This window comes from Wolbachia endosymbiont (group A) of Pipizella viduata (assembly GCF_964028555.1).
Taxonomy (GTDB): Bacteria; Pseudomonadota; Alphaproteobacteria; order Rickettsiales; family Anaplasmataceae; genus Wolbachia.
The window spans coordinates 1,086,310-1,104,368 of record NZ_OZ034787.1 but is presented as its reverse complement, the minus strand read 5'-3'; the positions used below and the strand labels follow the sequence as shown (position 1 = coordinate 1,104,368).

Annotated in this window: 14 protein-coding genes, 1 tRNA gene and 1 pseudogene; 7 read left to right on the top strand and 9 right to left on the bottom strand. The window is 35.7% G+C overall.

The genetic code is table 11. From position 1 onward, the window contains the following. The first annotated feature begins 55 nt into the window (after positions 1 to 55). Complete coding sequence (locus ABWU50_RS05290; protein WP_353275630.1) at positions 56 to 2,701, top strand: 2-oxoglutarate dehydrogenase E1 component; 2,646 nt, start codon at positions 56 to 58, stop codon at positions 2,699 to 2,701. Here ABWU50_RS05290 and ABWU50_RS05285 read toward each other — a convergent pair. From ABWU50_RS05285 to ABWU50_RS05275, 3 genes are all read right to left on the bottom strand, one after another. Continuing rightward, the gene (locus ABWU50_RS05285; RefSeq protein ID WP_353275629.1) at positions 2,694 to 3,293 is read right to left on the bottom strand and encodes a TIGR02217 family protein; all 600 of its coding nucleotides are present in this window, start codon (positions 3,291 to 3,293) and stop codon (positions 2,694 to 2,696) included. The two genes, ABWU50_RS05290 and ABWU50_RS05285, sit on opposite strands and share 8 nt — an antisense overlap. Positions 3,294 to 3,345: 52 nt before the next feature. After that, positions 3,346 to 4,710, bottom strand: coding sequence for a hypothetical protein (locus ABWU50_RS05280; RefSeq protein ID WP_353275627.1), 1,365 nt, complete (start codon positions 4,708 to 4,710; stop codon positions 3,346 to 3,348). A 194-nt stretch (positions 4,711 to 4,904) separates the two neighbouring features. Continuing rightward, positions 4,905 to 5,687 carry a DsbA family protein gene (locus ABWU50_RS05275; protein ID WP_353275626.1) on the bottom strand — a complete coding sequence of 261 codons (783 nt, stop codon included), beginning with the start codon at positions 5,685 to 5,687 and terminating at the stop codon, positions 4,905 to 4,907. A gap of 127 nt (positions 5,688 to 5,814) precedes the next feature. Between ABWU50_RS05275 and ABWU50_RS05270 the strand changes: the two genes are divergently transcribed. The 6 genes and pseudogenes from ABWU50_RS05270 to ABWU50_RS05245 form a co-directional block, all read left to right on the top strand. Continuing rightward, a complete protein-coding gene (locus ABWU50_RS05270) occupies positions 5,815 to 6,051 on the top strand; it encodes a hypothetical protein (protein WP_353275624.1) in 237 nt (78 codons plus the stop codon). After that, positions 6,029 to 7,498 (top strand): AAA family ATPase, encoded by a 1,470-nt coding sequence (locus ABWU50_RS05265; RefSeq protein WP_353275622.1) that lies wholly within the window; start codon positions 6,029 to 6,031, stop codon positions 7,496 to 7,498. The genes ABWU50_RS05270 and ABWU50_RS05265 overlap by 23 nt, the downstream gene beginning before the upstream one ends. Positions 7,499 to 7,516: 18 nt before the next feature. Beyond that, positions 7,517 to 9,004, top strand: coding sequence for a UbiD family decarboxylase (locus ABWU50_RS05260; protein WP_353275620.1), 1,488 nt, complete (start codon positions 7,517 to 7,519; stop codon positions 9,002 to 9,004). A 43-nt stretch (positions 9,005 to 9,047) separates the two neighbouring features. Continuing rightward, positions 9,048 to 9,578, top strand: coding sequence for a phospholipase D family protein (locus tag ABWU50_RS05255; RefSeq protein WP_253309843.1), 531 nt, complete (start codon positions 9,048 to 9,050; stop codon positions 9,576 to 9,578). Between the two features lie 109 nt (positions 9,579 to 9,687). Next, on the top strand, positions 9,688 to 10,230 hold the full coding sequence (locus ABWU50_RS05250; RefSeq protein ID WP_353275618.1) for a hypothetical protein: 543 nt from the start codon (positions 9,688 to 9,690) through the stop codon (positions 10,228 to 10,230). A 142-nt stretch (positions 10,231 to 10,372) separates the two neighbouring features. Then, positions 10,373 to 10,700: pseudogene (locus ABWU50_RS05245) on the top strand (transposase family protein); the annotation flags it as partial. A 33-nt stretch (positions 10,701 to 10,733) separates the two neighbouring features. On the opposite strand, the gene rnc reads toward ABWU50_RS05245, so the two are convergent. The 6 genes from rnc to ABWU50_RS05210 all read right to left on the bottom strand — a co-directional run bounded on the left by rnc (position 10,734) and on the right by ABWU50_RS05210 (position 18,035). Next, positions 10,734 to 11,432 (bottom strand): ribonuclease III, encoded by a 699-nt coding sequence (gene rnc, locus ABWU50_RS05240; protein ID WP_253309845.1) that lies wholly within the window; start codon positions 11,430 to 11,432, stop codon positions 10,734 to 10,736. Positions 11,433 to 11,522: 90 nt separating this feature from the next. Continuing rightward, positions 11,523 to 12,590 (bottom strand): quinone-dependent dihydroorotate dehydrogenase, encoded by a 1,068-nt coding sequence (locus ABWU50_RS05235; RefSeq protein ID WP_353275617.1) that lies wholly within the window; start codon positions 12,588 to 12,590, stop codon positions 11,523 to 11,525. A gap of 669 nt (positions 12,591 to 13,259) precedes the next feature. Then, positions 13,260 to 13,331 (bottom strand) — tRNA-Cys (locus ABWU50_RS05225). A gap of 5 nt (positions 13,332 to 13,336) precedes the next feature. Next, positions 13,337 to 14,233, bottom strand: coding sequence for a class I fructose-bisphosphate aldolase (locus tag ABWU50_RS05220; protein WP_264329045.1), 897 nt, complete (start codon positions 14,231 to 14,233; stop codon positions 13,337 to 13,339). Between the two features lie 64 nt (positions 14,234 to 14,297). After that, positions 14,298 to 16,604, bottom strand: coding sequence for an AAA family ATPase (locus ABWU50_RS05215; protein WP_353275615.1), 2,307 nt, complete (start codon positions 16,602 to 16,604; stop codon positions 14,298 to 14,300). A gap of 204 nt (positions 16,605 to 16,808) precedes the next feature. Continuing rightward, on the bottom strand, positions 16,809 to 18,035 hold the full coding sequence (locus ABWU50_RS05210) for a DEAD/DEAH box helicase (protein ID WP_253309848.1): 1,227 nt from the start codon (positions 18,033 to 18,035) through the stop codon (positions 16,809 to 16,811). Between the last annotated feature and the right edge of the window lie 24 nt (positions 18,036 to 18,059).

Sequence of the window (18,059 nt, the reverse complement as noted above, 5' to 3'; positions counted from 1 at the left end):
TTTTTTAAAAAACTTAAGTTATACTTATAAGTGTTTGATATCTTATATAGTAATTATGTCGAGTTTAAGCTGCCTTTATGGCGATAATGCAGAATTTGTGGAAGAAATGTATAGCCGTTATCTGCAGGGCGATAAATCAATCGGGGAAGATTGGTATAGAATTTTTTCAAGCAATTTAGAAGTTAATAAAGCAGAGCCCTGCAATGCAACTAAGGTAGATGATTCAGTTTCTAGTTTAGCAAATTTCTTCAGGTCCTATGGTCACTTTTTTGCAGACTTAAACCCATTGTCACCAAGTGAAAATCAAGAAATAGATTACCAAAAATATTCAAATCTATCTCCGGCAAGTGACGCTGAAATCTATAGAGATATTTACTGCAAGAATATCGGTTTTGAATTTATGCATATCTCCTCTTATGAGGAGATAATATGGCTGCAGGACAAGATCGAAAATCAAACCTATACGCTGAGTTCACAAGATAAAAAGGAAATCCTGAGGCACTTGATCGAATCTGAGATGTTCGAGCAATTTCTCCATATGAAATTTCCTGGATATAAGCGTTTTTCTATCGAAGGTGGAGAGTTAGCTATTGTTGCGATTGAGAGAATTATTAGTGATTCTGCGGCTTTTGGCATTGAAGAAGTAGTTCTTGGCATGGCTCACCGCGGACGACTTAATGTTCTGACCAAAGTTATGGGCAAAGAATATGCGGCAATGCTATCTGAATTTCAAGGCAACCTTGCATACCCAAGTGGTCTTGAGGTGTCTGGTGATGTTAAATATCACCTTGGCTATTCTTCTGATCGAGCACTTACAGGTGGCAAAAAAATACATTTAAGTTTATCCCCTAACCCATCTCACCTTGAAGCGGTAAATCCGGTTTTGGCTGGAAGAATAAGAGCAAAACAGAATATAAGGTCTGTGCTTGGCATATCAATTCATGGTGATGCGGCTTTCATCGGTCAAGGTGTCGTTGCCGAGACCTTGAGCCTAAGCAACATTGAAGGTTATAAAGTGGGTGGTATTGTGCACATTGTTATAAACAATCAAGTTGGTTTTACTGCTAACCCATGCTGCGCACGATCCTCTTTTTATTGCACTGACATAGCAAAATCAATAGAAGCTCCGGTTTTCCATGTGAATGGAGATAACCCGGAAGCTGTGAGTTTTGCTGCAAGTCTGGCGATGGAATATAGGCAGAAATTTAAAAAGGACGTAGTGATTGATATAATATGCTACCGCAAATACGGCCATAATGAAGGCGATGAACCGAATTTCACTCAGCCACTTATGTATAAGCTGATATCAAAACATAAAACTCCTGGAACATTGTATGAAGAAAAATTGACTGCAGAGAAAGTATTAGATGGCGATGAAGTAAATAAATTGCGCAGTGAGTTCAGGGCAAAATTAGATAAAAGTCTTGCTGAATCAGTGACTTACACTCCAAAAAAAGCTGACTGGTTCGGTGGAGTGTGGTCAAAATTAAGAAGAGCAAAGCTGAACGATTTGAGCGAATACTACACGGATTCTGGTGTTCCGCCAGATGAGTTGAAAAAATTGGGTGTGCATATAAATAGCAATATTCCAAGTAGCTTTAACATTAACAATAAGGTTAGAAAAATACTCGATGGAAGAATAGACAGCATAAATTCTGGTAGCAATATAGACTGGGCAACTGCCGAAAGTCTTGCATTTGCGTCACTGCTTACAGAAGGAATAGGAGTGCGTTTATCAGGACAAGATTCTGGTCGTGGGACTTTCTCGCACCGTCATTCAAGGCTTGTTGATCAGGCAACAGAAGAAGCGTTTATTCCGCTAAACAATATAAATGAAAAGCAAGCTCACTTTGAGGTCATAGATAGCGCTTTATCAGAGTATGCTGTAATGGGCTTTGAATATGGATATAGTCTTGATTCTCCGTATTCACTGGTGCTCTGGGAAGGACAATTTGGTGATTTTGCAAATGGTGCACAAATTATGATCGACCAGTTTATCGCATCTGCAGAAACAAAGTGGTTGCGATCAAGCGGTCTAGTTCTATTGTTGCCCCACGGTTATGAAGGGCAAGGACCTGAGCATAGCTCCGCACGTATAGAGAGATTTTTGCAACTCTGCGCAGAGGATAATATGCAGGTAGTTAATTGTTCCACTCCGGCAAATTACTTCCACGTCTTACGCAGACAAATGCATAGAGACTTTCGTAAGCCTTTAGTAGTGTTTACACCTAAATCACTATTGCGTCATAAAAGAGCAGTTTCTAACCTATCTGACTTTGAAGGAAAATTCCTCACGGTAATTCCAGAATGTAGAACAGGTTTAGTTTCAAATAATGAAATACGTAAAGTTGTAATATGCAGTGGTAAAGCTTATTACGATATAATTGAAATGCTTGAAACACAAAAAATAAACGATATAGCAGTGATACGTTTAGAACAATTCTATCCGTTTCCGGCCGATAAATTAAGCAGCGAACTTGAAAAGTACAAGAAAGCTGAAATTATATGGTGTCAAGAAGAACCAAAAAATATGGGGGGATGGTTTTTTGTCAACCCATTGATAGACGAGGTGTTATCTGATCTCAATATTCAAGCAAAAAGACCTAAGTGTATCGCAAGACCTGCTGCTGCATCTCCTGCATGTGGTTATGCTAGTGTTCACACTCAGCAACAGGAGGAAATTTTAAAGCAGCTTAATTAAACTTCACCTCTACTAGTGGAATGTTATTCCAGCTATTGCTTCCATAGTCATCAATAGAAGCTTTTAAGTAATCTGTATCAAAGCGCACGGGCACATCAAATTCGAAGCTCGCAGTGATTATCGCATCTTTTACTGGTGGCTTCATAAATGTTATTTCTCCCGTTGAATAATTTACTGAATATTCACTCTCTTCTTTACCATTTAAATAAATCTTTACTGTCCCATGTACTGGCTTTTTGATCATGCGTATATGCTTATCTTCCCCACTTACATAAGTTTTGATTAGCTGAAAAGTCGTTTTTTTGTTATCTCCTATACCAATCTTTTGATTAATGGCTATAAAATCTGACCAATCCTTAAAACGAAACCCTATTGCTTTACCTTTTCGTGCATGAAAAAATGTTATGAGTTCTGTTAGCTGCTCGTTTGATCTGACCCCGTAAGCTATGTTGTATCTAGTGCGTGCATGAGACCAATTGATGTTGCGCTGTTCACAACCGTTATGAGTTGTTACAACGTCAGTGGAAAATTCCGGTCCTCCAGTGGAACCATAAGATATATTTTCTGGAAATCTAATTTCTGTGAATGACATATTTCCTCCTATGAAAGTAAAATTGAGGTGGTGTAGTAAAACAGGAAAGATCTTAAATTTTTAAAGTTGCTTTATTAATAAGACCGTGCATTTTTAATCCTATTTCTTCTAGAAAAGTAAGGGTACTATTTTCTTCTAACTCACTTTTCAGTTCGTTAATGTTCTTATGACTCTGCGTTAATTGATATACAAAAACACATGCAGCAACTAAAGCAATTCCAGCAAGACATGCAAAAGGAATTGCTTGAGTAATGATAGCAGCTATAGCAGATGCTGTGAATACTATAGCAGCTATCACAGCAACTGTGCCATAAACAGCTTCTTTCTTGTAATTATTAATTAATTTTTTTTGTATTTCTTTTTGTTGTGTTTTTTGTTCTTGCTGATGAGAGGAAGGGATTTCTTTATCTATGTGAATTTGTAAAACCGGCGCACTAGTACTGGTATTAATTATTTCTTGTTGTACTTTTTGCTCTGATTGATTAGAAGTAGGAATTTCTCTATCCGTATAAACAGTCGCACTAGCGCTGGCATTAATTCCTTCTTGTCGTGTTTTTTGCTCTAGTTGATGAGAAAAAGGGATTTCTTTATCCGTATAAACAGTCGCATTAGTGCTGGTATTAATTATTTCTTGTTGTACTTCTTGCTCTGGTTGATTAGAAGGAGGAACTCTTTTATCTGTACTAAAAATTTCTTCACTAGAAACTTGTTGATCTTCTTTTATATCTTCAGAAATTCCACTAAGGAGTGGTACAAAATGTTGCATGTAATTCACTACTCCTACAGTTTTTTTACTATTATCTATCTTTAATTGATCAAGATTCACATCTTGTATAAAAACTTCTAGATTATCATCATGTGCTGTAATTTTAGTTACTGTAACTTTTTGACTATCTTCCTCTATTGAATAAATATAAAGCTCCACTTCATACTTATCACATATCATTCTCCCTTCAACCCTTGGGCGACCCCATATAGGTGGGCTAGCTTCTGTAGCCATACTTCTAATATCTTTTAAATATCTATCAAAAGATGCAATATTGTCTGGTATAATATTGTTCTGGTTATCTTTCATTACATTTCCGTTTGAACCTATCATAGGTACAGCATATCCTTCAGCAATATTTTTTGTTATTTCATTAAAAACCCATCGTGAGTCCTTTTTGTTTTCAGCATAATCTGCACAATCTTTTCTTAATGATTTTGCGGTAAAACGATAACCAGGTTTTATATTTAACTCATTCAACCCTTGAGCCACGGAGTCAAAAAAGCAATCTCCTGTCTTTATAGCAATTCCTATGTTTAGATTTTTGGGACAAGCATTTTTTAAATTATGCAGTAAATCACTTGATTTTTTCTTTTCTTTGATTTGTCGAAAAAGAGCAATTGGTTCTCTTGTATAATTAGGCTCTTTCATATTGTAACTTCAGAATGGTAGCTATATGTTAAGTTTAACACTTTTTAATGGATTAGTCAACCTTTGCAGGCTAAGGTTATGCTCGACTGTAGGCATCACCTGCTTTTCTTGAGCTACTGCGTATCTTATACGTACTGCTATTTATCACATTCATAATTGGATTCGTTTACGTTATCAAGTAAAAAAATAAAATTTTATAGCAAATTAATCGCTGAAGCTAGTTTTTGCTTGTGACTTAATTCATCTACTTTTTTGCGTAATACATTCAAATCAGTTGCTCCTACAAACAGACTATCCCCAATTATTAAAAAAGGTGTGCCACCTACTCCCAAATCTCTTACTAGGAGCTTACTGCCATTTATCATTTGCTCAATTTTGTCCGCGTTATTTTTCATGGAATTATTAAAGTCGTCTTCATTAACCCCTATGCTTTTCACTATATCCAATATGCTTTCGTCTGAAAATCCTCCTTTGTGACTTAAAGCAGAATAGTGAAAGTCGAAATATTTTTCTTTATCAATAAAGTAAACAGCTAAAGCGCTTTTTGCTGCCCTTAAAGAGTCATTACCAAGTATTGGAGCATCCCTAAAGATATACTTAATTTTACCGTCGTTAATTAACTGTTTTATATCGTCTTTTATAGTCTTGCAATATCCACAAGAATAGTCAAAGAAACCTACAGCTATAACACTACTATTTTCATTTCCGGAGTAAGGATAAGTAAGGTCAAATATTTGATCCTTGTATTGTGAAATTTTACTTTTGGTCACATTATCTCGAGCAGCGTAACTACTTTTAATCGACTCCTCTTTGAGAGTTTTTACGATCTTATCAAAATTTCTACTTATATAATTATCTAATTTCTCACCTATATAATCATCGCTTAGCATTTGGCTGCGATTTGAAAGCCAATTGTTTATTACTGGTAAACTTGCTACTGCCAGTATAAGGATCAATAAAAACGATATTCTAGACATACAATTTATTTAAAAACCTACAACATAAAACTTTAGTACACATTTATCTGTATATTAAAAGAAGCATCTAATATTAATATATGAAAACATTTATATCAAGTGTATTTTATAACCAGTTTTGCCTCAAATGCAAACTTTACGTACAATGGAACTCAAGCACATTACTGAAAAGCTCATCAGAAGACTTGGTGATGCAAATGACCAAACCATCGCCAGAATAGCCAATTATGAGATGCTCTATCTTTTACCGCCGCGTATAACAACTGTAACCATGGCGGTAAAAAAAGTTGATCATCTTATAACCGCCGTGTATAATGCTAACAAATGCGGCGGTAAATTATATGAGCGAACCAATAATTGGTAGAGAAAAGGAAATAGCCATTCTAGAAAGTAAGCTTCTCTTTTCCCCATTTGCTGAGGTTATTGAAGTGTATGGTCGGCGTCGTGTGGGTAAGACGTACCTAATAAAACAATTTTTCAGTAAACATGCCGATGTTTTATTTGAACAAACAGGTCTTAATAATGGTACTATGCAGGAACAACTTGCAATTTTTACACAGTCGTTATCAAATACTTTTTATAAAGGTGCAAAAATGGCTTTGCCTGAAGTGTGGCTGGATGCATTACAACAATTAACACTTGCTATTGATAACACACATGAGAATGAACACATTGTCTTATTTTTTGATGAACTTCCATGGTTAGCTACAAGAAAGTCTCGTTTTCTAGAAACGTTAGAATATTTTTGGAATATACATTGGACAAACCGAAAGAAGCTTATCTTGGTTGTATGTGGTTCAGCAGCTTCTTGGATGTTGGAAAATATAATTTATACCAAAGGGGGGTTGCATAACCGCATTACCGCAAGGATACCTTTGCAGCCTTTTAACTTACGTGAAACTAAAGAGTATCTAAGATATTTAGGAATCAACCTTAATCACCAGCAGATATTACAGATCTATATGGCTATTGGAGGAATACCACATTACCTTAAGGAAGTAAGTAAAGGATTATCAGCAGCACAAAACATTAATATGATCTGTTTTCAGAAGGGTGGTTTGTTATTTGATGAATTTGATATGTTGTTTCACTCCTTGTATGAAGAGCCAGAGACATATCTAAATATCATTCGTGCGATTGCAAAAAAGCCAAAAGGGATAAGCAGAAAAGAACTTATAAAAGCAACTAAAATCACTGAGGGTGGTCGCTTAACTGCTAAATTAAGGAGTTTAGAAGAAGCAGGATTTATTGGTGGTTTTTTACCATTGAACAAGGGAAAGAGAGGAGTATATTACAGGGTAATGGACGAATATGTATTATTTTATCTAACGTGGATTGAGCCGTTTAAGGAAGTAACAAAAAGGGCAATAATAAGTGATGCTCACTATTGGGAGTTAGCAATAAAGAAACCAGCTTGGCAAACATGGACAGGGCAAACATTTGAAGCAGTGTGTTTTAAACATGCCAATGTAATTAGAAAAAAATTAGATATAGAGCATATAGCAGTTATATGTGGAGATTGGCAATATCAACCAGAAAAATACAGTAAAGAGTCTGGTGCTCAAATAGATCTAGTTTTCGATCGAGAAGATGGATGTGTAATGCTCTGTGAGATAAAATATAGTGATAAACCTTATACAGTAACAAAGGAATTTGTCGAACAATTAAAAAGAAAAGAAGCAATTTATAGAGAAAAAACGAAATCAAAGAAGCAAATATTCTGGGTGTTAATTGCTGCAAATGGAGTTTCTGAGAACCAATATCTAAAAGATACGATACATCATGTGATTACACTAGAAGACTTGTTTTAAGTTATTTTAAATTTTAATATGTACACCAACTTACGCGACTTCATTAAAGCCTTAGAAGAAAAAAAAGATCTGATTAGGATTAAGGAGGAAGTTTCAACAGTTCTTGAAATGACAGAAATTCACCGTAGGGTTTTGTCAAACAAAGGGCCAGCTATAATTTTTGAGAATGTTGTTAAAGAGAATGGTAAAAGCTTGATCCCTGTTTTGGTGAATTTATTTGGTACTATTAAGAGGATTGCATTGGGGTTGAACATAAACCCTGGTGAACTAAGAGATCTTGGTAAACTTTTAGCATTTTTGCGATCACCTGAGCCACCAAAAAACTTCAAAGATGCCGTGAAAATGTTTCCTTTACTAAAAGTTGTATTGTCGATGCGAAGTAAAGTTGTGAGCAAGGCTCCATGTCAAGAAGTGGTGCTAATTGGGGATGAGGTGGATCTTAGTTTGCTACCTATTCAAACATGCTGGCCAAATGAACCTGCACCACTTATCACCTGGCCAATTGTGGTGACAAAAGGCCCAACGGAAGACAAGCAAGATAATTTCAATCTTGGAATATATCGTATGCAGGTTATAGATAAAAAAACGACTCTAATGCGCTGGCTTGCACATCGTGGTGGTGCAGGTCACCACAAACGATGGAAAGAGAAGGAACAAAATATGAAATTTCCTGCTGCTGCTGTGATCGGTAGTGATCCTGCAACAATTATTGCTGCGGTAACTCCAGTGCCAGAAACATTGTCAGAATACCAATTTGCTGGGTTGCTGCGCAAAAAACCGCTTGAGCTTGTAAATTGTAAGACTATTCCGCTTCAAGTGCCAGCTCATGCAGAGATTGTTCTGGAAGGCTATGTAAGTTTGGATAGATATCAAGATGAAGGGCCATACGGAGATCACACCGGCTACTATAATTCTGTTGAGCAATTTCCAGAATTTAATATTACTGCAATTACTATGCGCAAAAATCCAATTTATCTCAGCACTTTCACTGGCAAGCCACCTGATGAACCATCAATTCTTGGTGAAGCGCTCAACGAAATCTTTGTGCCCATTCTTATCAATCAATTTCCAGAGATAGTGGATTTTTATCTACCACCAGAAGGTTGTTCATATAGAATAGCGGTGATATCGATAAAAAAGTCTTATCCAGGGCAGGCAAAAAGAATTGTTATGGGCATACTTTCCTTTCTAAAGCAATTTTTATACACGAAGTTTATTATCGTTGTTGATGATGATATAAATGTACGTGATTGGAAGGAAGTGATGTGGGCAATATCAACGAGAATGGACCCTGTGCGTGATACAATCATGATAGAAAATACACCTATTGATTATTTAGACTTTGCTTCCCCTGAAAGTGGCCTGGGAGGTAAGATGGGATTTGATGCAACAAATAAAATCCCGCCTGAAACCAAACGAGAATGGGGAGAGAAAATTAAAATGAGTGAGGAAATAGTAAGAAAAGTCACGGAGAAGTGGGAAGAATATGGATTGACAGGTGATTAAATTATGATGTAGCCTATCGCCGTATATCCGGGGGTGGGTTGTTGTGAGGCTTTTTCACTTTTTATTCTTGTTAATGTGTTTTTCTCTGTATTACTATGCGGGTTTTATATTTTCGCCCTGCCCAAAAGCTACGGTTTGCTTTTCACCTGGAGAAGATTGTGCTGTACCGATAATCAGCGTAATAGATCAGTCTAAGAAATCTATCTTAGTTCAAGAATATACATTTACTCTTGGAACAGTTGCAAAATCTTTGATTAATGCTAAAGAACGCGGTGTTGATGTTAAAGTCATCTTAGATAAATCGCAACTCTACTCAAAATATAGTGTTATAAATGAATTATTTTCAGGTGGAGTACCAATTTGGATCGATGATAAGCCAAAGATTGCTCATAATAAGATAATGATTGTTGACAATCAAAAAGTCATCACAGGGTCATTTAACCTTAGTAAGACAGCTAAAAAAGGAAATGCTGAAAATTTATTAATTATTACAGATTATCCTGAATTGATTCAGCAGTATGTGAAAAACTGGGAGGCACGAATGTCACAATCTTATAAATACGCTCCCAACTAATCGAGAGCGCTTGCTTAAAATCAGTTCTAAAAACAGCAAGAGAGAGCTTTTTTGATTGATTGGCATAATGATTATGATATAATGAACTAAAAGTTTAAGGAATAAAGTAATGGATTACATAAATGATGCTGCCGGTAGCTACACTGCCATTCATGATTTTTTTCAAAACAACGGTGTTGGAGATTACAAAGTTCAATGCAGTTATGGTGGGGTGCCGTATGCTACTGATGAGTACGTGCATTCTGGCGATAAATTTTGGAGTAATAATTTCATAGACTCACATTTTGGCAGGGAAATAAAAATGTATCCTCAAAGTGAACTTTTAGCTAAAGAATATGCTGGAAATACGTTGCCAGTTTCAATATCACTAGATAAGGATTTAATAAAAATGAAGGAATGTCAGAAAAAAACGAAATTTGTGGAACTAGAAAGGGAGTCAGGTGATTTAGTGTATGATAAGCAAAAGCATGTAAAGTGTTACACAACAAAGCTATCATATGATAATGTACATATTTACAATAACGATAAAGTTTCAACATTTAGCATAAAATACGACGTGCCAAATGATCCGAAATACAGTTTAAATATAATATTTACAAAGGTTAATGATAATAAACCAGGATTTTGGCAAAAATTTAAAAACATGTTTTAACGTGACCATTCACTAGACTTCTTTCAAAATTGTTAGAGGGAGTGTAAGATCAAGTATTTGAAAGCATGAAATATAAGGAAATAGAAAAGTTAGAAGGAGAAAAGTTTTGACGTTTAACAGGGGTAAAAAAAGCAACATTTGAGCGAATGGTAGAAAACATGATTTTCGGATGTTTAGAAAATCAAAGGTAGCAGCATTGCCACAAACTAAAATCTTAGCTGATGCCGGCTACAGGGAAATGCAGAAGATACACAAAAATGTTGTATTACCGCACAGGAAAACGAAAAAGAATCCGTTAAGCAAAGAACAAAAAAAAGAGAACAGAACACTTATGATCCAAAGGGCAATAGTTGAAAACGTAATTGAAAAGGTTTAAAATCATTTCCGATAGACATAGAAACCGACGAAAACGTTTTGGTTTAAGATTTAATTTGATTGCTGCTATCCACAATTTTGAGCTCCTTATATGAATTTTGAAAGAAGTCTATTAATGCCTATTTTGCCTAAACTGAAGCGTCTTTTCCAATTTTTTCTAGCATCAACTCAGCAGCTTTTTGTTCAGCAATCTTTTTACTAGAAGCACATGCAGAAACTTTACCATAATCTTCTATGCAAACTGATATAGTAAATTCAGGATTGTGTGCTGGTCCAGTTTGTTTTACAAGCTCATACTCTGGTAAAGGCAATTTGTTTTTCTGAGTCCACTCTTGCAGTGAGGTTTTAGGATCTTGAGGGGGGTCAAGCATGCTTTTAGCTAGCTTTTCCCAATATTGGGTAATAAATTTTTCAACATTTTCAAGTCCGCCATCAATATAAATTGCACCTATTAGTGCTTCAAGCGAGTTTTCTAAATTTTTTAGATTACATCTCCCTCCATTGCAGCGTTCACTATTATTCATGATGATAAAGCTGCCTAATTTTATTTCTTTAGCAACATTAGCAATGGTGTTGCCACAAACTAAATCCGTCTTTCTTTTTGCCAATGCTCCTTCTTTTTCCTCAGGAAATAGTTTAAACAGTATGGCAGATACGACCATATTCAAAACACTATCGCCCAAAAACTCTAGTCTTTCGTAGCTTACAATCTGGTTTTTGCTATTCCTTTTATTTACGCTTGGGTGAGTTAGTGCCTCTTCTAATATTGCATAATTTGTAAATTTATAATCAATGATCTTAGATATTGCATCATTCAAACTCTTCATACCCATTATTTAAAAGAAAAGCACTTTCTACCACCTTTATACCAGAGAATTAGTCTTATTTTATTAAAATAATACCACCAACTTCCAAAATTAATGTATACAACCCACCACCTCACTAATGTTACTAAATCCATCTCTCCTTATTAGTTCTGCAAGTTCTAGATTAATTTTGTTTACAACTTGAGGTCCGTGATATATGAGAGCAGTGTACAACTGCACCAAAGAGGCTCCTGCCTTTATTTTTTTATATGCATCAGCACCACTTGAGATTCCTCCGCACCCTATCAATAATATTTTGCCCTTAGTAAATTTGTACATATCGCCCAATAACTCGGTTGAAAGTTTGAACAGTGGTTTGCCACTCAATCCGCCACTTTCGTTGTGGTGGGAATGCAGATTATCTCTACTTACCGTAGTGTTGCTTACTGTTAATCCGTCAATCTTATATTCCAACGCAAGCTCAGCGATATTTTCTTTCGTTTGCTGATCTATATCTGGTGAGATTTTTAATATTATTGCGGAATTATCAATTGATTTCCGGGTTAGAGTTATGGATTTCAACAATTCCGATAATTCTTGCTTATTGTGCAGATTGCGTAAATTAGGCGTGTTTGGGGATGAGATGTTCAGCACTATATAATTGCTTTTTCCATATACCATCTTTATTAAATCAACATAATCACTAATTTGGTCTTTCGATGCACTATTTTTTCCTATATTTATGCCAAAAATGCAGTCATCAAGCTTGGTTTCATCTATTTGTTTAAGAAAATAGTCTATTCCTTTATTGTTAAATCCCAATCTGTTAATTACCCCTTGATCTTTAATTAACCGAAAAATTCTTGGTTTTTTGTTTCCATATTGTGGATTATGAGTTACAGTACCAGTTTCAATAAACCCAAAACCAAATGAAAGCATAGGCCTTATAACTTCTGCATTCTTGTCAAAACCTGCAGCCAGGCCCACGGGGCTTCTGAGCTTATTACCAAAAAAATTCACACTCAAAGATTCTGGTAGCTCTATAGGATTCTTATAAGGTATTTTCTTTAATGCCATGATTGCCAAAGAGTGAGCAACTTCAGTCGGCAGTAAAAACAATAAATTACGTAATATCATTTTGTAAAACACTTTGCTTATTTTTAGTTTATTTTTTACCATGAAACGCTATAAGAGTATAACCATAACTTGAAAAGAAATTAGACTTCTTGCATAACCATATAACGAACTTTTATTGGAAATAGAAACAAAAAACTTACTTGACAAGCTTCGCCAGCCCCCTTATTATGACAATAAGGGTATTTATGACTCAAAACTTGTTTTTGACCTGCAGGCTCAATGACAAAATTCAGTAAAAAACTTAGGGTATTTTTTGGCGGATTACATAAAATTATAGCGGCTGCATGTCTTTTTTATTTTTTCTACATTCAGCCAAATCGCGCTTATTTTAAGCGTTAGCACATTATTACAGCGCCACTTACAGTAATATAGAGTCAAAACTCGCTACTCGGGGCTTCTTTTGCCTTTTTTTTTATTTGGTAAATTTCTTAATGTTTGTAGCTAAAGCAATTTAAGAGACTGAAAATGGTGTCATTCCAGCGCGTGACGCTGGAATCTAGTCTTTATTATGCAGCCACTTATTTAAAGTTAAGTTTTCTGGATCCCAGTGTCTGGGCACTGGGATGACACCTTTTTTCTACTTAGTTTGGGTTATGCAAGAAGTCTATTGATTTTACTTATGAATAAATAATGGATAAGCTTTCTCTATAGGTTACACACTTAAAGCTACTGTTGAATTGAGCAACTTTTACAAGATATAGAAAATGAAAGAGGCCGGGACCGGAATTGAACCGGTATAAAAGGATTTGCAGTCCTCCGCATAAGCCATTCTGCCACCCAGCCATTTTTTATGTGTAGATATCCATTATATCTTTTAGCATAGATAAAGCTTCCTCCCTTTTGCGTTGAAAAGTGTTACGTCCAATGATTGAACCATTACCACCACCCTGCTTAATTTCTTTCGCTTCATTGCATATGTCATTCACTGATTTCGATTCGCCACCAGAAAAAACTACTATTCTTTTCCCTGCAAAACAAGATCTTTTAACATATTCAATTCTTTTAGATAATGATTCAATATTTTCTGTTTCTATTTTCTCCCTTTCCAAATATTTAGTTGGAAGTTTTACTTTGATTATATTAGCGCCAAGTAAAGCTGCTATGTGCGCAGCATAGGCAATAACATCAACTGCTGTTTCACCTTCTTTGGAAATTCCTTCACCACGTGGATAAGACCATAGCACTACTGCAAGCCCATAAGATTTGGCTTCAGCTACGATTTCACGGGCTTCTTCCATCATATCAAAACACTTAGCAGAACCAGGATATATAGTAAATCCAACAGCCAAGCAGCCCAAACGCAGTGCATCTTTCACAGAAGAGGTTATTGCTTGATCAGAAGTCAGATTTTTTGAATGTAAGGAGTTGGAACTATTAAGTTTCAAAATAAGTGGGAGCATTCCAGCATAAGTTGAAGCACCAGCTTCAATCATACCAAGTGGAGCAGCATATGCACTTACTCCCGAATCAACTGCAAGCTGAAAATGATAATGTGGGTCATAAGCATCAGGGTTAACTTCAAAGCTTTTTATTGGCCCGTGCTCAAATCCTTGATCTACTGGCAGAATCACTAACTTGCCAGTACCGCCAAGCTTTCCATGCATGAGAATACGAGTAAGATTTGCTTTTACCCCGGGGTTTTCACTTTCGTAGTAGCTTAGGACTTGTTTTACTTTATCACTTATCACTATAATTCAAATTAAATTTAAGTTATAAATTGTAACAAAGATGAAGTTCAATACAAGGATTTTAAACTATATTAAAAGCAATTTTATTTTCTACTTTATTCATATAGATTCTTAATTTCTTTCCTTTTATTAATTTACGATTCAGTATTTCTTCCGCTAAGTAACTTTTTATCTCTTTTTCAATAAGTCTCTCTATCGGACGTGCTCCCATTTCCTTACTATAACCCATTTGTACAAGATAAGATTTCACTTCATCCTCTACCAAGCAGTTTATGCCTTTTTGCGTCAGTTGCTTTTTCAGTTCTAGGACAAATTTATCCACAATATGCAAAATCACATCCGTACTTAAGTCAGAAAAAGAAATAATCGCATCAAGACGATTACGAAATTCAGGGCTAAAAACCTGTTCTATTGCTTTTTCGCTATCACCAATGTTAAAATTTTTATGCCCAAAGCCAACAAAACTTTTGCTGCGTTCAACTGCTCCTGCATTAGTTGTCATAATTAAAATTATATTGGAAAAGTTAACTTTACGCCCGTAAGTGTCTGTAACACAACCATAATCCATAATTTGTAGCAATATATTATAGATATCGCTATGGGCCTTTTCAATTTCATCAAGCAGCACAACACTATATTGATTGTTAGATACAGACTCTGTGAGTAATCCACCCTGATCATAACCTACATATCCAGGAGGAGAACCAATCATCCTTGATATCGTATGAGATTCAATATATTCGGACATATCAAAGCGTATAAGATTCATGCCCATGCTTTCTGCTAATTGTTTTGCTAGCTCGGTTTTACCAACACCGGTTGGCCCTGCAAAAAGATAATTTGCTAAAGGCTTATTGTAATTTCTCAACCCAGATTTAGCAATTTTAATAGAATTAACAAGAGATTCTATTGCCTGCTCTTGGCCAAAAATCACCTTTTCTAGATTAGCTTTTAAAGACTTTACTTTCTGCAAATCATCAGATTCAGATCCGCAAGGCACATTTGTAATTCTAGTAATGGTATTCTTAATATCTCTACTATTTACAATTTTACCCCTGTTTCTTAGCAATTTACAATATGCCCCTGCCTCATCAATAACATCAACCGCTTTATCAGGTAATATTCGCCCAGTAATATACTTATGCGAAAGTTCAGCCGCAGACCTAATGGCATTCTTTGTATAATATACTCCATGATACCCTTCATAGTAGTGCTTTATGCCATCTAGTATCTTTATCGTTTCATTAACAGAAGATTCTTTAACATTAATTTTTTGAAACCTTCTTGCTAGTGCTTTATCTTTTTCAAAACTAGTGCTGTATTCTCTATATGTAGTTGCACCTATACAACGTAGTGTACCTCTTGCAAGCGCAGGTTTGAGTAGGTTACCTGCATCAAGAAAGCTACCACTTGTAGAACCTGCTCCAATGATAGTGTGTATTTCGTCAATAAAAAGGATAGCACCTGGTTTTACCTCAATCGCTTTTATTATAGATTTTATTCTCTCTTCAAAATCACCTCTGTAGCGTGTCCCTGCAAGGAGTGATCCTAAATCCAAAGCATAAATTATACTGGACCTGAGCGCACTCGGAACACTGCCTTCAATGATCTTGAGTACCAAACCCTCAACTATTGTTGTTTTGCCAACACCTGGGTCTCCAACATATAAAGGGTTGTTTTTTCTACGCCTCAATAATATTTCTATAGTGCGATTTAATTCATAATCACGACCAATAACATAATCTATTTTTTCGCTTCTTGCATAGTCATTTAAATTTTTACAATAACTTTGTAGAATTTCCTCATCTTTTAGTAGCTCACCTTTATTTACTGTAGTAGGAGCGTCATTATTTTTATCAAGTTTTACTTTATGATTGGTGGTGTATTCATCTATATCGCTCAAGTATTTCATATTAGATATATGGTAAATCAAATTGGAATCTTTCACACTTTGTTTCTGCAATAGATCTTCAACGTATAAATCTTGCCCAGACAAAATTTCTACTAGAACACTTGCTCCATTTATTTCTTTTTTCCCCAAGCTATGAGCCCGTATTATTGCTCTGTGTATTATGCATTGAAACATTGAGCTAGGTTTAACTCCACTGATAATCAATTCAGAACTGCTTTGTAAAAACCCTTTTATATTATTATTATAATCATTAGCCTTAATATTGCATCTTGATAGAATGTTATCCATATTGATGATTTCATCGGCTCTGATATTACATCTTGATAAAACGTAATTTACATCCACGTCTTTAGTTAACGCCAGCAATAAATGTTCTACTTTCGCATATTTTAGATTAAAATTAGAAGCAATGAGTAGCGCTCTATTCAAACTTGCCTCTAAGTTTTTGGAAATCATCTCCTATTCTCTTTAAAAGTGGGAACTCATATATAATGAATAGCACACAATTATTAAAAAAATTGAAATCCAGCAGTTCGCTGTAGCCAATTTGAATCCCCACTCTGGATCTACGTCATAGCACCACGATATCTCAACATAGATTCCACTAATGAGTAGCGGAATGACGAGTTTTACGCTTATCAAGTTGTAGGTAAATCCTATTTAATACGCTTTTTCTAGTACTCTGCTTTTCTTCTTAAATGCATTGATCTTTTTTCTACCGTATTTAGTCTTTAACGTACTTGGCCTTTTAAAGACCTTTTTGCTATTACGTTTTTTAAATTGCACACTACAATCAAAATTTGGCTCTCCTTCTTTGTCTGCCAATGCAGGCAGTCTTCTCTTATCTTGAGGTGTAACAAAAGATAGCGCATGCCCTTCAGCTCCAGCACGTGCAGTTCTGCCTATACGATGAATATAGTCAGCTTGCGATTGTGGTGCATCATAATTGATAACATGTTGAATGTGGGGAATATCAAGGCCGCGAGAAGCAACATCTGTTGCAACCATGATTTGATTGCGGCCACGACGAAAAGAATTAATGACCCTTTCGCGCTTGTGCTGCCTTAAATCACCATGAATTGCTAAAGCGCTATAGTCATCTTTGTGCAATCTGCTAGCTAGCTGATCCGCTCCTTGCTTTGTTTTGACAAAGATAATGATTGATCCTTCGCGCTGACATAGTTGTGTAACAAGCTTTTCATATTTTTCTGATTCTGATGCATAAACAATCTCTTGCTTAATTTTTACAGAAGTTGTAGTCTCACAATCAACAGAAATACGTTCTGGTCGATTAAGGTACTTCTCAGTAAGTTTAACTATATCACTAGGAAGAGTTGCAGAAAACATAAGAGTCTGCCGTATTTTTGGCAGATATTTCATGATCCCTTCAATTTGAATTCCAAAGCCCATATCAAACATACGATCCGTTTCATCAAGCACAAGAACGCTAACATTGCGAGTAATCAAAGTTTTACGCTCAATATGGTCTATAATACGACCAGGAGTACCTATTACAATTTGTGGTTTTTTCTGAAGCTGATTTAGCTGCCTAAAAATAGGCTCGCCACCAATCAATAAAGCGACCCTTAGTGCAGAATTTTGAAATAAGAGTTTTCTTATCTCATTTGTTACCTGATGCGCAAGCTCCCTGGTTGGCACGATGACTAAAGCTGAACCAGTGTTAGGCTCATTCAGCAACTTAGCAACCAACGGAATAGCAAATGCCAAAGTTTTTCCAGTTCCCGTTTGAGCAGACCCAAGAATATCTTTACCTTGTAGCGCTAAGGGAATCGCTTGTATTTGAATCGGAGTTGGAACGAAAAGATTATTTTTATCTAGAGCTTGTGTAAGCGAAGCTGGGAGACCCATCTCATAAAAATTATTCACAATACGTTAACCCTATTAAAAGAC

Coding starts and splice junctions, on each gene's coding strand:
- ABWU50_RS05260 (WP_353275620.1), top strand. CDS start 7,517: ATGTACACCAACTTACGCGACTTCATTAAAGCCTTAGAAGAAAAAAAA.
- rnc (WP_253309845.1), bottom strand. CDS start 11,432: ATGAAGAGTTTGAATGATGCAATATCTAAGATCATTGATTATAAATTT.
- ABWU50_RS05280 (WP_353275627.1), bottom strand. CDS start 4,710: ATGAAAGAGCCTAATTATACAAGAGAACCAATTGCTCTTTTTCGACAA.
- ABWU50_RS05270 (WP_353275624.1), top strand. CDS start 5,815: ATGCAAACTTTACGTACAATGGAACTCAAGCACATTACTGAAAAGCTC.
- ABWU50_RS05275 (WP_353275626.1), bottom strand. CDS start 5,687: ATGTCTAGAATATCGTTTTTATTGATCCTTATACTGGCAGTAGCAAGT.
- ABWU50_RS05235 (WP_353275617.1), bottom strand. CDS start 12,590: ATGGTAAAAAATAAACTAAAAATAAGCAAAGTGTTTTACAAAATGATA.
- ABWU50_RS05215 (WP_353275615.1), bottom strand. CDS start 16,604: ATGATTTCCAAAAACTTAGAGGCAAGTTTGAATAGAGCGCTACTCATT.
- ABWU50_RS05285 (WP_353275629.1), bottom strand. CDS start 3,293: ATGTCATTCACAGAAATTAGATTTCCAGAAAATATATCTTATGGTTCC.
- ABWU50_RS05265 (WP_353275622.1), top strand. CDS start 6,029: ATGAGCGAACCAATAATTGGTAGAGAAAAGGAAATAGCCATTCTAGAA.
- ABWU50_RS05290 (WP_353275630.1), top strand. CDS start 56: ATGTCGAGTTTAAGCTGCCTTTATGGCGATAATGCAGAATTTGTGGAA.
- ABWU50_RS05250 (WP_353275618.1), top strand. CDS start 9,688: ATGGATTACATAAATGATGCTGCCGGTAGCTACACTGCCATTCATGAT.